The following is a 14,590-nucleotide window of genomic DNA, read 5'->3' as shown; positions in this document are numbered from 1 at the left end:
ACTCCCGATAACACTGGATAACACTTGGTAAGCCGCTGATAACACAAGTTTCTGCTGATTCTGCCGTACTTTGCAGACGAAGATTTGCAGAAGAAGAATATAAACATAAATAAAAAGAAGAACATGAAACGATTCTATTTACTCCCTATTGTATGCTGTGCTTTGAGCATCAGCCTTTCGGCACAAGAGAACAACGGCACTGCAACCACCTCCGGTGCGGACGACAACCGCATCCTCAGCGCCGACAGCCTTATTACGACCGATGCCCGTCTGGACAGTCTTTATCAGACCTTGCCGGAAGTGATGATTACCGGTGAACGCCCCATCGTTAAGGCAGCGCAAGGCAAGCTGGTGTACGACCTGCCCCGCCTTATCCGGAACCTCCCCGTAGACAATGCCTACGATGCCGTGAAAGAGCTTCCCGGTGTCATCGAGATGAATGGCGGGCTGCAGTTGGCAGGCCAGGGAGTCACCGTTATCCTGGACGGCAAAGTAACCACCCTCAGCACAGAGCAGCTCTATTCCTTGCTGCGCAGCATCCCTGCCAGCCGCATAGAGAAGGCGGAAGTGATGTACAACGCCCCTGCACGCTACCAGGTGCGTGGCGCACTGATCAATATCACCTTGAAACAATCGGCAGGCGGCCCAGACTCCTGGCAAGGCGAACTCTATGCCAAGTATCGCCAGAAGCATAACGAAGGCTTTGAGGAACGCGCCAGCCTGCTCTTCAGCAAAAATAAATTCTCAGCAGATTTTCTTTACTCGCACAGCCATGGCCGGGGCTACTCTACTACCGACAAAGAGGCTGTGCACACCCTGGCAGACGGCTCGGTTCACCCCATGACAACATATGAGGTGGGCCGTGGCCGCAGTCATACCCATAATTTCAGGGTAGGGGCGGACTATAACATCGCCAAGGACCATCAGCTGAGTTTCGTCTATAACGGTGGCTATTCCACCTCCCACAACTGGAAGGGCGTGACGGGCACGCAGGTGTCCACAACTCATGGCAATAGCACCGACTGGCTGCACAACGGCCGTCTGGACTATCGTACCCCTTTCGGCCTCAAAGCCGGTGCCGAACTGACCTACTACCGTTCCCCGTCCGACCAGTTGCTGCATAGCCGCATGCAGGACGAGGAACTCGACTTCTACACCGAAGATTGCCAACGTATCAACCGATGGAAATTCTTTCTGGCCCAGGAGCACAGTCTGGGAAAAGGTTGGGATTTGAATTACGGAGCCATCTATACTACCAGCATCGACAACAGCTACCAATATTATTATGACCCCGAAACCGGCGGACAACTGACCTCATCGGATGCCTTGAGCAATATGAAGTCCCGCCGCCGCGAGCAGACCTGGAATATCTATGCAGGTTCCAGCAAGAGTTTCGGCGACAAACTCGCTTTGGACGCTTCCCTGGCTGTGGAGCATTACAAGACTCCCGTCTGGAACCAGTGGGACTGGTATCCCATCGTCAACTTGAACTATATGCCGTCACCGGGACATATCCTTCAGCTCTCTCTGAGCAGCGACAAGGACTATCCCGACTACTGGGCGGTGCAGGATGCCGTCTCTTACATCGGTGGCGGATACTCTGAGCTGCATGGTAATCCGTTGCTGAAACCGGCGCAAGAGTATGAGCTTAAAATGACCTATATTTTGAAGAGCAAATACATCTTCAGCGCTTGGTTCAACCATACCAAGGACTACTCCGTACAGACGCTCTACCAATCTTCCGAACGTCTGGTTGAAATCTACAAGACACTCAATTTTGATTATCAGCAACAAGCAGGAATACAAGCCTCTATCCCATTTAAGGTGAAGGATTGGTTGAATTCTCGCCTTACCCTCATCGGCTTGTGGCATCGCGAAAAGGATGGTGATTTCTGGGATATTCCTTTCGACAGAAAGCAATGCTATGGCATTGCCCAGATGAACAATACTTTTACTCTCTCCACCAAACCCGACTTGAAGCTGACGGTGACCGGATTTGTGCATAGTAAAGCCATTCAGGGCATCTACGACCTGCCTACGTCGGGCAATGTGAATATTGCCCTGCGCTACGGCTTCGCCAAGAACAAAGCCATCCTCAACCTCTACTGCAACGACATTTTTGAGACGGGACAGATTTCTCCCCGCATCCGCTTCCAGACGCAGAATGTGACGAATCATTACTCATGCTTCCGCGAATTCGGCGTATCGTTTACCTATAAATTCGGAGGATATAAGGAGAAGCAACGGGAGGCGGTGGATACGTCGCGGTTTAAATAGATGGAAATAGCAGCGTGAAGGTACTTCCTTCTCCAAGGTGAGAGCTGACAGTGATGTTTCCGTTGTGCTGGTGCATGATTTGTCGTGAAATGGTCAGCCCGATTCCTGAACCGGATGGCTTGGTAGTAAAGAAAGGGATGAAGATACGTTCCAGTACATCCGGTTCGATGCCGGTCCCGTCGTCTGCCACACGCAGGTAGGGGTGGTCAGTGGAAGTGATGCCTGAGGAAAGAACGATATGTTCTGCCTCGTTTTCACGGGCATTCTTTATGAGGTTGATAAGGATCTGTTCAATCTGGGCTTTGTCTGCAATGATGCATAGGGAGTTTCTGGGAAGCGAGAGCTGTAAGTCGTTCCGTTCACTTTGCATAAGTTGCAGGGTATCTTGCAGAATATCCTGCGCGGTGTGTGGTTTCAGTAAGGGCTGTGGAAGATGGGAAACCTCCCGGTAGTTGCCGACAAAGTGTACCAATCCGTTGCCGCGTCGGCTGATGGTCTGGAGCATCTGGAGTATTTCGGATTTGGTTCCCTCATCGCCCTTCAGCTCTTCTATCTGTCTGGACAGCAGTTCAGTGAGAGAGATGATGGGGGTGATGGAGTTCATGATTTCATGCGTCAGTACGCGGATCAGTTTCTGCCAAGCCTCCGTTTCTTGGCTGTCCAGGGCAGAGTGTATGTTCTTCATGCTGGCGATGATGAGTTGTCTGCCTTGAATGGTAAATTCCATACCTGAGAGGGCAAGTTGGATATGCTCATCTTTCCGTTTAATTTGCAGGACAGATAGGTCACCGGCCTTGAGCTTATACAATTTTCCGGGCAATTCGGAGTGGAAAGGATGAAGGTCGTCGATCCTTTTGGGTACTTTGAGGGCTATATTGTCGGTATTTGAGCCGATGAGCCGTTTGGCCGCTTCGTTCATCCACTCCATAGTTCCGTCCGGGGTATAGACCAGTATGGCAATGTCTATGTGGTTGGCAAGTGCCTGGAAGTATTGCAGCCGACTCTCCTTCTTTTGCAGATTACGGCGGTAGTGCTCCAATGCTTCCTGCATCTCTGCCAGCAGTTCCGGCGGCAGCGAACGTTGGCTTTCACAGCCTTGTATCGGAGAAGAAAGAAATTCGGAATAACGTACAGCCCATATGAATTGTGCCATAGCCCGGGCTGAACGCAGAATATAACGGTAGATGGCATAGGCTACGCCCAGCGTTAGCAGGATGGAGATGCATAAACTGATGTAGAAGCCATGAAGGGCAAGGCAGGCGGTGGTTATGCAGCATAGCAGCAAGGCCATTGTCAGGCAGAGGGGAGATTTTGTCCAGGTTTGTTTCATAGCTTAAATTTCTCGATTCTTCTGTAGAGTGATGTTCTTGTGATGCCTAACATTTCTGCCGCCAGCGTGATGTTGCCGCCACAGATGCGGAGTACTTCGTTGATGTTCTCTTTTTCCATCCGTTCTATATTGTATCTTTCCCTTTCGGAGACCGCTTCTTGTGATTGCCTGTTCCGGAGGTTGAAGTCTTCCGCAGTCAGCAGTGTACTTCCGGAAAGAATTACTGCACGTTCGATGGCATGTTCCAATTCCCTTACGTTTCCCGGCCAGCGATAAAGCTGCATCTGCTTGCGTGCTTCTTTTGAAATGCCACGAAGGTCTTTCCTGTATTTCTTCTTGTAGCGTTGCAGAAAGAAATCGGCCAGTAGGAATAAGTCATTGCCCCGTTCACGCAGAGGAGGAATACGGATTTCAATCGTATTGATGCGGTACAGCAAGTCTTGGCGGAATTCTCCCTTGTCAATAGCTGCGTATAGGTCGGAATTGGTAGCGCATATCAACCGCACATCCACCGGATAAGAAGCGGTGGAGCCGATCCGTGAACTTCTCCGTTGCTCGATGACTGAGAGCAGTTTGGCTTGTAGCGGCAGTTTCAGATTGCCTATTTCGTTGAGGAACAAGGTACCTCCCGAAGCTACTTCCATCCGTCCCGGTTTACCGTTGCGCGCATCGGTAAAAGCTCCTTTTTCATAGCCGAAGAGCTCGCTTTCGAACAATGTTTCGGGGATGCTTCCCAAGTCTATCGGCACATACACTTCCTTTTTCCGGGGCGATTGTTCGTAGACATATCTGGCAATCAAATCCTTTCCCGTTCCGTTTTCTCCCAGTAGCAGGAGGTTGGCGTCTGTGTCGGAAAATTTGCGGATGGTCTGGAAAATGGCGTGCATGGCAGCCGACTCCCCGATTACTTTTGTCGGTTCGGCAGGAATGCAGAGAGTTCCGGCTTGTCCTTTCAAGGTCTCCTGCTGTTTTTTCAGTTTTTCCTTTTGCTTCTTCAAGGCTTCCACTTCCGTACGGCTGAAACTTAGTTGCAGGGCAGAAGACACGGTGGCCAGTAGTTTTTCGTTCTGCCACGGTTTTGGAATGAAGTCTGTAGCACCTTGTTTGATGGCTTGCACGGCTTTTTCCGTATCGGCATAGGCTGTGATGAAGATGACGACGGCTTTTGCGTCCAACCTTAGAATCTCTTCCAGCCAGTGGAATCCTTCCTTTCCACTGACGGCATCCCGTCGGAAGTTCATGTCCAGCAGAATGACGTCGAAACGAGTACGGGAAATGACGGGAAGTAATTCCCGAGGGTCGGAAAGGAGCGTGACGCTTTCTGCCAGTGGGCGCAACAGCAGCTTCAGAGTGAAAAGGATATCTTCATTGTCATCGACAATCAGTATTTTGCCTTTTTTCATTGCGGATAATTAAGTGATTAGATAGAGATTAAAAAACATCTTCTCCTTACAGATATGGGCAAAGGTACAGAAACTTTTTGAAAGTACAGTGTACGGAAGCGTGCATTTGGTGTACGATACCGTGCATTTTTATGTAAGTGTATTTAAGCTAAATATTTGATAAATAGATATTTATGGTTTTGGTATGGTTATTGCGAATTATTCGTAGATAAGCTTTGCAACGAAAAAAGCTCTATCGTCATTGTAAAATAGTAGAATGGTATGATACAACATTACATCAAAGTGGCGCTCCGTCTTATCGAACGGAGCATGCTTTTTTCTCTCATCAACATGCTGGGATTTGTGTTTGGTATGGCGGCGGCATTTCTTATTTATCTTTGGGTGGTGAACGAACTGACCTATGAAGATTATAACCCCGATACCGACCGCATTTATCGGGTAGTAGAAGTTGTCCGGCAGCAAACCGGTGAAATAACAGAGTCATCCAGTACTGTTCTCGCCTTGCCTGAAATCTTCAAAGAAAACTTCCCACAAGTAGAGGCTGCCACTGCCATCAAGTATATCGGAGAAGGGAGCATGGAGACTGGTGAAGGAAAAAGTCTTTCAGGATATCGTGTGTATACGGATACGGCCTTTTTTCAAGTTTTTCCATTTGAAGTAATGGCGGGTAACCTTACTGATATGAAAAAGGGTAATTACATTGTGTTATCCGAGAAGATGGCGATTAAACTGTTTGGCAGCGCCACGGCGGCAATCGGGCAGAAATTGAAAGAAGTGGCTGACGATTTATATGGCTGGGAAGCAAAGAAAGTGGTGGCAGTCGTGAAGATTCCTTCCAAATGCCATATCTATTTTGATATACTCTGTGACCTTGATAATTTTGCAAAAGCATATGGTATCGATCGTAACACTTTCCGTGAGGATCAGCATGTCTACGTCAAGATGAAACTTGGAGATGCAGGAAAGATGTATGCGAAAGAACACAGCGAGATGAGCCGGGTATTTTCCAAGCTTGGAGACAAGAATACACTGATTCGTTTCCAGCCTATCAAGGATATTCACCTGAAGACAAACTTTGCCGATCCCAATGTAAAGAATCATGGCAGTATGGCAAGCATCTATTTGTTTATCGGACTGGCTGTCCTGGTCATTTTTATGGGGGCATTCAACTTTATGACACTCTCTACGGCAAGGGCATCCATGCGTTACAAAGAGATAGGGGTGCGCAAGGTGACAGGCGCCAAGCGCAAGACGTTGATTACACAGTTCTTGTCCGAAGGTATGGTGCAGGCTGTCATCTCTTTGGGGTTGGCTTTGGCTCTGACGGAACTGATGCTTCCTCTTTTCAATGAGGCAATGGGTACTGAAGTATCACTGAATTTGAGTTGGAGTGTCGTGCTTTATGTCCTGTTCGGCATTGTTGGGATAGGGTGTGTCGCAGGCAGCTATCCGGCATTCTACCTTTCATCCGTCAATCCGCTGATAGCATTCAAGGGGGGCAAGAAAACCGGTAAGAAGGGAGGGATGCTGAAAGGCCTGATATGCGTACAGTTCATCATCACCATCACCTTGATGCTTGCTACGATGTTGGTTTATAAGCAACTGTATTTTATGCAGAATAAGGACTTGGGCTTGAACAAAGAAAATGTAGTGACGGTCTATACCAATCTGTGGTACAATGTCAATGACTTTAGGCAGGAAATTCTGAAGAATCCCAATGTGCAGAGTGTGGCAATGGGAAGCCCGATAGAAAATCTGTATGAAAACGGAGAAAAGAAAGAGGGGGGCGAAGCGGAATGGATAGATATGGATGGAAAGGTGAATACTTTGAAAATGGTGCCTATCATTGCAGACGATGATTTCATAAAGGTTTTCAACCTGGAGATGATAAAGGGGGAATCGCTGGAGGCAGATTATGACAACTACTGGGGTGGAGGCGCTCTACAGCGTACCGTCGTAATCAATGAGTCTGCCTGGAAGGCTATGAAGGTGGCAGATCCTATCGGAACGGAATTCCGCCTTACGGATACTTGGTGGGGGCATTTTAATTATCGGATAGTAGGGGTGGTGAAGGATTTCAACTTCCAGTCCTTGCGTGAGAAGATAAGGCCTGCTTTTATCTTTTATTCACCTGAACAGATGCAATATCTTTTTATTAGAATCTCTCCCGAAAACAAGAAGGAGACTTTGAAATTCATACAGCAGAAATTTGATGAGATGGCACCGCTTTTTATGAAAGAATTTCGTTATCAGTTCTTTTCTGATGCCTTAAACAAGAACTACGCCAAAGAGCAACAGCAGAGCAAGATGTTGCTGTTCTTCACAGTGCTTGCCATCGTCATAGCCATGATGGGAGTGTTTGGCCTGGTTGCCCTCTCTACAGAGCAACGGACCAAGGAAATTGGCATCCGTAAAGTGAACGGTGCACATTCCGACCGTATCGTGAAAATGTTCTGCCGCGAATATTTGCAGTGGGTGGGGATTGCCTTCATCATAGCTTGCCCTTTGGGATATTTCTTCATGCGGCATTGGATCAGCGAGTTTGTCTACCAGACACCAATCAGCTGGTGGCTATTCGTGGCAGTGGGTGCTGTCATTGCAGGCATTGCTTTGCTGACGGTCATTGGGCAGACATGGAGAAAGGCGTCGCAGAATCCGGTGAAATCATTGAGATATGAATGATAACATAAAATAAAGATATATGATAAAGACAATCGGACTCAGTAAAATCTTCCGCACGGAGAATGTGCAGACCACAGCCTTGAATGAGGTGAATATTGAAATCAATCGGGGCGAGTTTGTGGCAATCATGGGGCCGTCCGGATGCGGCAAGTCCACCTTATTGAATATACTGGGATTGCTGGACAATCCGACATCGGGCGAACTTTGGTTCCTCGGGCAGGAGGTGTCCCGCTTCTCGGAGAACAGTCGTACAGACTTACGTAATGGAAACATCGGATTCGTCTTCCAGAGTTTCAACTTGATAGACGAACTGACGGTTTTTGAAAACGTAGAATTACCTCTGCTTTATGCCGAAGTCCCCGTTCGCGAGCGTGTGGAGCGTGTAAATTGTGCTTTGGAACGGATGCAGATTGCACACCGCACGGAGCATTATCCGCAGCAGCTTTCGGGGGGGCAGCAACAGCGCGTTGCCATTGCCCGTGCCATTGTTACCAATCCCCATCTCATTCTTGCCGACGAGCCTACGGGTAACCTGGATTCTATCAACGGCAACGAAGTGATGGCGTTGCTGAAAGAACTGAACAGTGAAGGCGCCACTGTGGTGATGGTGACTCACTCGGAGGAGAATGCCCGCGAAGCGGGAAGGATTGTCCGGATGATGGATGGATGTATACTGACGGAAAGCTATTCTTAGTATCAAATACAGATGGAATAATCGGGGATTTTTCGTACTTTTGCAACTTTCAAAACATTAAAGTTGTTATCTAAAGAAAAGACTCTGTATGAAATCGGACATTGAAATAGCCCGCAGCATAGAGCTGAAGAAGATAAAGCAGGTTGCCGAAAGTGTGGATATCCCACGTGATGAGGTAGAGAACTATGGACGATACATAGCCAAGATTCCCACTCATCTGATTGATGAAGAGAAGGTGAAGAAAAGTAATCTGATACTGGTGACGGCAATTACTGCGACAAAGGCGGGTATCGGTAAAACAACCGTATCCATCGGTCTGGCACTCGGACTGAACAAGATAGGCAAAAAGGCAATTGTCGCTCTGCGCGAACCCTCTTTGGGTCCTTGTTTCGGCATGAAAGGCGGTGCCGCTGGTGGAGGATATGCCCAGGTGCTGCCCATGGAGAAGATAAACCTGCACTTTACGGGCGACTTTCACGCCATTACTTCGGCACACAACATGATTTCCGCATTACTCGACAATTACTTGTACCAACATCAGGCGGACGGCTTCGGACTGAAAGAAATCATCTGGCGGCGTGTACTCGATGTAAACGACCGTTCCTTGCGCAGTATTGTCACCGGATTGGGTCCGAGCACTAACGGCATTACCGAGGAGTCGGGCTTCGACATTACTCCGGCTTCCGAAATTATGGCCATTCCTTGCTTGGCAACAGACCTTGATGACCTCCGCCGCCGTATCGAAAACATTATCTTGGGATTTCGTTTTGATGGTACTCCATTTACTGTGAAGGAGTTAGGAGTAGCCGGTGCCATTACTGTTCTGCTGAAAGATGCCATCAATCCCAACTTGGTACAGACTACCGAAGGTACTGCCGCTTTTGTTCATGGAGGACCGTTCGCAAATATTGCCCATGGTTGCAACTCCATTCTTGCCACAAAAATGGCGATGACATTCGGCGATTATGTAGTGACGGAAGCCGGTTTCGGGGCTGACCTGGGTGCGGAGAAGTTCTACAACATCAAGTGCCGCAAGAGCGGCCTACAGCCCAAGTTGACGATAATCGTTGCTACCGCACAAGGATTGAAGATGCATGGCGGCGTCAGTCTGGACCGCATCAAGGAACCCAATATGGAAGGACTGAAAGAGGGCTTCGGCAATCTGGACAAGCATATACGCAATTTGCGTTCATTCGGCCAGCAGGTCATCGTGGCATTCAACCGTTTTGCCAGTGATACGGACGAGGAGGTGGAAACTATCCGCTGCCATTGCGAAGAAAAGCTCGAGGTAGGTTTTGCCGTGAACAACGCCTTTGCCAAAGGAGGAGAGGGAGCCGTTGACCTTGCCAATCTGGTAGTAGATACTATCGAGAACAAACCATCCGAACCGCTGACCTTCACTTACGAGGAGAGCGATTGCGTGGAACGTAAAATAGAAAAGGTAGCCTGCAACCTCTACGGGGCAAGCGTAGTGACTTACAGTCTCCACTCCCGCAAGGTTATCAAACTGATAGAGCAGATGGGTATCAGCCATTACCCCGTCTGTATCGCCAAGACGCAGTACTCCTTCTCTGCCGACCCGAAGATATACGGTGCAGTCAACAACTTTGAGTTCCACATCAAGGATATTGTGGTCAATAACGGTGCGGAAATGATTGTAGCCATCGCCGGTGAAATTCTCCGTATGCCGGGATTACCCAAGAAACCACAAGCCGAACACATTGATATTGTGGACGGAAATATAGAAGGGCTGAGCTAAACGCGCGGAGCGCGTTTAGAATTAAAAATTAAAGGCTGCGCAGTTCAAAGCGAACATTGCGCAGCCTTTAATTTTTAATTCTTAATTTTTAATTCTGTTTGCTTATTAATAAGCAAACAGCGGGTATTCTTTCATCTTCGCATTGACGCGTGCACGTACCTCTGCGATGACTTGTTCGTTGTCTACGTTGGACAGAACGGTTTCAATCATCTCGGCAATTTCGAGCATCAGGTCTTCCTTGGCACCACGGGTTGTGATGGCAGGAGTACCCAGACGGATACCGGAAGTCTGGAAAGCCGAGCGGCTGTCAAACGGAACCATGTTCTTGTTTACGGTGATGTCGGCAGATACCAACGCCTTCTCGGCAACCTTACCGGTCAAATCGGGATATTTGCTGCGCAGGTCTACCAGCATGGAGTGGTTGTCCGTACCGCCGGAAACGATGGTGAAGCCACGGTCTATCAAGGCTTGTGCCAGGACAGCGGCGTTTTTCTTCACCTGCTTGGCATATTCTTTCCATTCCGGTTGCAGGATTTCGCCGAAGGCAACGGCTTTGGCTGCGATGACATGTTCTAGCGGACCACCTTGGATACCGGGGAATACGGCTGAATCCAGCAACTGGGACATCATCTTGATTTCTCCCTTCGGAGTTTTCTTGCCCCAGGGGTTGGGGAAGTCCTTACCCATCATGATAACGCCACCGCGAGGACCACGCAGAGTCTTGTGGGTAGTGGAGGTCACGATGTGGGCATATTTCACGGGGTTATCCAGTTCACCGGCTGCAATCAGTCCGGCAGGATGAGCCATGTCAATCATTAGGATGGCACCTATCTTGTCCGCGATTTCGCGCATGCGCTTGTAGTCCCATTCGCGGGAATAAGCAGAACCGCCGCCGATAATCATTTTGGGTTTCTCGCGCAGGGCAACTTCTTCCATCTGGTCATAGTCCACACGTCCGGTTTCCTGGTTCAGATTGTATTCGCAGGGAGTATAGATAATACCGGAAGTGTTGACCAGTGAACCATGGGAGAGGTGACCGCCGTGTGCAAGGTTCAGTCCCATGAATTTGTCGCCCGGATTGAGCACGGCGAGGAATACGGCTGCATTGGCTTGTGCACCGGAGTGCGGCTGTACGTTGGCCCATTCTGCGCCGAAGATCTGTTTCAAGCGGTCGATGGCAATCTGCTCACTCTGGTCCACTACCTCACAACCACCATAGTAACGCTTGCCGGGGTATCCTTCAGCATACTTGTTGGTGAGGCAGGAGCCCATTGCCTGCATAACCTGGTCACTTACAAAGTTCTCTGATGCAATCAGTTCAATGCCTTTGAGCTGACGTTGGTGTTCTTTTTCGATAAGTTCGAAAATTAAATCATCTCTTTTCATTCTGCTTATTAGATAAGTTTGATAAATCTGTGTTCTCTTATTAAGCGCACAAATTTACGGGAAATAAATGAATAAATTGAAAGAAAAGGAAGAAATTTACTGTCAAAAGAACACTCCGAAAGAAAAACTCAGCACATTGTCCCTGCGGTGAAAACGGATTTCGTTTTTCGTGTTTTCGTCTGCAGCGTTGTTGTCGGCCGGAATATCGTATGTCACGCTCTTGGAGATGTTATGCAGCCCCATGTCGTAACGGAAGTCGAAAAAGACGCGTGAGATGGTGACGGATACGCCGACGGTGAAACTGAGATTGAGCGGACGCAGCCTTTCACGGATATTCACCTGGTCGAAATTCTCGAAGTCGATGTCACTTTTCCTGTCCCATATATAGCGCACTTTGGGTCCTCCAAAGACGGCAAGGCTGTACGGCCCCTCCTTGATGAAGTTGTATCCGTAGATGACGGGGATGTCTATACTGTGGATGGACGATGTAATGGAGGCTTCCTCCAGCCGGGCTCCTGATGCGGCGTCTTCGGGCAGAGGTTTCTCGAAGGTGATGTTGCACCGGTTGATGTTGTAGGATATTTCCGGTTGCAGGAAGTGGCGATCGAAGTTTATCCGCATGAAAAGGGAGCCGAAATATCCTATCTTGTAATTGTTCTGCACTTCGTCGATGGGCACTCCGTTGACGCTGAACTGGGATACAAGGAACAAGGAAGAGGTGAAACCGCCTTTGAAACCGAAATTGACCGGAGTTTCCTTGCGGTGTCCGGAATGCTCTTCGTCGGCAGTACCGGGCACAACCGGAGTCTGTCCCCACATCATGGCGGGGAAGGCCAACAGATATAAGCCCATCAAGATTCGTCGCAACTCCATCTCTTAAAACCTTTATCGCATTATTACTTCTTTTTCTCTACTGACCATCCGAATTTGCCTATCTTTTCTCCCAGCTCATAATATCCACCGTGCACATAGACCAGCGGATTCGTTTCCGCCAGTTCCAGTTTGCCGGTTTCAGGGTTCAGATTACGGGTATCGGCACGTACATTTACCACATCCGCTATAAACATGTCGTGCGAACCGAGAGCCATAATCTCCTTTACCCGGCATTCTATGCAAAGCGGTGATTCCTCGATAAGAGGCGCGCTGACTACGGTGCTTTTCCCCGGTGTCAGATGCATTTCCTCGAATTTGTTGTAGTCCTTTCCGGAGCGTACGCCACACCAGTCCGTGGCCCGTGCCATATCTTTCGTGGTGAGGTTGATGACGAATTCCATATTCCGCTTGATGATGTCGTAGGAGTGGCGTTCGGGGCGTACGGAGATGTAGCACATGGGCGGGTTCGTACAAATCGTCCCCGTCCATGCGATAGTCAGAATGTTATATTCCTCCGGAGTGCTTCCGCAGCTCACCAGTACGGCGGGCAGCGGATAAATCATGGTTCCGGGTTTCCAGTCTTCTTTCATATAATCTCAATATCTTCTCTGGTCTGCTCCTTTTCGCAGTAGTGGCATTTGATGACGCAATTGTCCTTATCCACGACATGAAACAACGTAGGCATAGGCTCATTGTTCGTGATGCACTTCGGGTTGGCGCATTTCACGATTCCGCGCAGCTCTTCGGGCAGGCGGACTTCGCGTTTCTCCACCACTTCATAGTCGCGGATAATGTTCAGTTTTACATTGGGAGCCACCACGGCGATACGGTTTATCTCTTCGTCGCAGAAGAACTTGTCGGCAATCTTGATGATGCCTTTCGTGCCCAGCTTCTTGCTCTTGAGGTTGAAGCCGATAGTGATATTGTTGCTCATGTGTTCCAGTCCGAGCAGGGAGACTACGGTAAACAGTCTCTCGGAGGGTATATGGTCTATTACAGTGCCGTTTTCCAGAGCAGCAACCTGCAATTCTTGTTTCTTTTCGCTTAACATCTTGAAATATTTGTTATTAGACGATTCTACTGAATTACTCCTTTACTCTTTTTCACCTCATCCAGCGTGATGCCCAGTACATCGCACAGAATAGCTTCACGGGCATACAGTCCGTTTTGTGCCTGCTGGAAATAGTATGCCTTGGGATTGTCGTCCACATCATAGGCTATTTCGTTGACACGGGGCAGCGGATGCAGGATGCGCAGGTTGGGACGGGTATGTTCCAGCATCTTGTTGCGCAGGATGTAGACATTCTTCACCCGCTCGTACTCCATAAGGTCGGTGAAGCGCTCGCGCTGCACACGGGTCATGTAGAGGATGTCGGCATCAGCAATGATTTCTTCCGTAAAGTCCGTATGTTCCACGTACTTGATGTTGTGCTCGCGGCAGTAAATTTTGTATTCTTCGGGCATCCGCAACTCGTCGGGAGCGATGAAGTGGAAAGTGGGGTTGAAGTGGCGCATGGCCATCAGCAGGGAGTGGACGGTACGGCCATACTTCAAGTCGCCGACCAGGAAGATATTCAGGTTCTCCAGTGTGCCTTGTGTCTTGTAGATGGAGTAGAGATCGAGCATGGTTTGTGAGGGATGCTGGTTGGCACCGTCTCCGGCATTCACAATGGGCACGGTGGTGACTTCACTGGCATAGCGTGCGGCCCCTTCGAGGTGGTGGCGCATCACGATGATGTCGGCATAGTTGCTTACCATCTTGATGGTGTCTTTCAGCGTCTCGCCCTTGGATGAGCTGGTGGCCTTTGGGTCGCTGAACCCGATGACACGTGCTCCAAGCCGGTTGGCGGCAGTCTCGAAACTGAGGCGTGTACGGGTGGAAGGCTCGAAAAATAAGGTGGCAACTACTTTCCCGTCCAATATATGCCGATTGGGATGGGCTTCAAACTCTTTCGCCATCTCGAGCATATAGAGGATTTTTTCCCGGCTATGCTCGGCAATGGTGACTAAACTTCTGTTTTCCATATCGTTGAATTCATTTATACTTTTCGAGAGTGTAAAGTTACGGAAAATATGCGGGCTACGGAAATATGCGGGGAAGTTTTTTGCGAAATATGGGCTGTTTTTTTAACCGTGTGGCTTGTTGTCCGGAATGCCACACTTCATCATCCGAAATGCCACACTTC

General features: G+C 48.9%; 11 protein-coding genes. 4 read left to right on the top strand and 7 right to left on the bottom strand.

Features of this window, described 5'->3' with window-relative positions; genetic code table 11:
* The first annotated feature begins 123 nt into the window (after window positions 1-123).
* On the top strand, window positions 124-2,277 hold the full coding sequence (locus DW896_RS00925; RefSeq protein WP_119992847.1) for an outer membrane beta-barrel family protein: 2,154 nt from the start codon (window positions 124-126) through the stop codon (window positions 2,275-2,277).
* Here DW896_RS00925 and DW896_RS00920 read toward each other — a convergent pair.
* On the bottom strand, window positions 2,270-3,607 hold the full coding sequence (locus tag DW896_RS00920; protein ID WP_117748785.1) for a PAS domain-containing sensor histidine kinase: 1,338 nt from the start codon (window positions 3,605-3,607) through the stop codon (window positions 2,270-2,272). The genes DW896_RS00925 and DW896_RS00920 overlap by 8 nt on opposite strands.
* Window positions 3,604-5,010 carry a sigma-54 dependent transcriptional regulator gene (locus DW896_RS00915; RefSeq protein ID WP_117748784.1) on the bottom strand — a complete coding sequence of 469 codons (1,407 nt, stop codon included), beginning with the start codon at window positions 5,008-5,010 and terminating at the stop codon, window positions 3,604-3,606. Before DW896_RS00915 ends, DW896_RS00920 begins: the two co-directional genes overlap by 4 nt.
* Before the next feature lie 261 nt (window positions 5,011-5,271).
* Here DW896_RS00915 and DW896_RS00910 point away from each other — a divergent pair, with 261 nt between their 5' ends.
* The 3 genes from DW896_RS00910 to DW896_RS00900 all read left to right on the top strand — a co-directional run bounded on the left by DW896_RS00910 (window position 5,272) and on the right by DW896_RS00900 (window position 10,145).
* Window positions 5,272-7,692 (top strand): ABC transporter permease, encoded by a 2,421-nt coding sequence (locus DW896_RS00910; protein ID WP_117748783.1) that lies wholly within the window; start codon window positions 5,272-5,274, stop codon window positions 7,690-7,692.
* A 19-nt stretch (window positions 7,693-7,711) separates the two neighbouring features.
* Window positions 7,712-8,386, top strand: coding sequence for an ABC transporter ATP-binding protein (locus DW896_RS00905; RefSeq protein ID WP_119992717.1), 675 nt, complete (start codon window positions 7,712-7,714; stop codon window positions 8,384-8,386).
* A gap of 88 nt (window positions 8,387-8,474) precedes the next feature.
* Window positions 8,475-10,145, top strand: coding sequence for a formate--tetrahydrofolate ligase (locus DW896_RS00900; protein ID WP_119992715.1), 1,671 nt, complete (start codon window positions 8,475-8,477; stop codon window positions 10,143-10,145).
* A gap of 105 nt (window positions 10,146-10,250) precedes the next feature.
* On the opposite strand, the gene glyA is transcribed toward DW896_RS00900, so the two are convergent.
* From glyA to pyrB, 5 genes are all read right to left on the bottom strand, one after another.
* Window positions 10,251-11,531: a serine hydroxymethyltransferase gene (gene glyA / locus DW896_RS00895; protein WP_005829088.1), complete on the bottom strand. Its 1,281-nt coding sequence runs from the start codon at window positions 11,529-11,531 to the stop codon at window positions 10,251-10,253.
* Window positions 11,532-11,633: 102 nt separating this feature from the next.
* On the bottom strand, window positions 11,634-12,404 hold the full coding sequence (locus DW896_RS00890) for a porin family protein (protein WP_008663573.1): 771 nt from the start codon (window positions 12,402-12,404) through the stop codon (window positions 11,634-11,636).
* 23 nt (window positions 12,405-12,427) lie between these two features.
* Window positions 12,428-12,994, bottom strand: coding sequence for a flavin reductase family protein (locus tag DW896_RS00885; protein WP_005829084.1), 567 nt, complete (start codon window positions 12,992-12,994; stop codon window positions 12,428-12,430).
* Window positions 12,991-13,455 carry an aspartate carbamoyltransferase regulatory subunit gene (gene pyrI, locus DW896_RS00880; protein ID WP_005829083.1) on the bottom strand — a complete coding sequence of 155 codons (465 nt, stop codon included), beginning with the start codon at window positions 13,453-13,455 and terminating at the stop codon, window positions 12,991-12,993. Before pyrI ends, DW896_RS00885 begins: the two co-directional genes overlap by 4 nt.
* A gap of 26 nt (window positions 13,456-13,481) precedes the next feature.
* A complete protein-coding gene (pyrB, locus tag DW896_RS00875) occupies window positions 13,482-14,429 on the bottom strand; it encodes an aspartate carbamoyltransferase (RefSeq protein WP_005829081.1) in 948 nt (315 codons plus the stop codon).
* Between the last annotated feature and the right edge of the window lie 161 nt (window positions 14,430-14,590).

It is taken from the genome of Bacteroides sp. AM41-16 (assembly GCF_003603495.1).
Taxonomy (GTDB): Bacteria; Bacteroidota; Bacteroidia; order Bacteroidales; family Bacteroidaceae; genus Bacteroides; species Bacteroides uniformis.
Note: the sequence above shows the minus strand (reverse complement) of the source record. Positions and strands in the feature narration are given on the sequence as shown.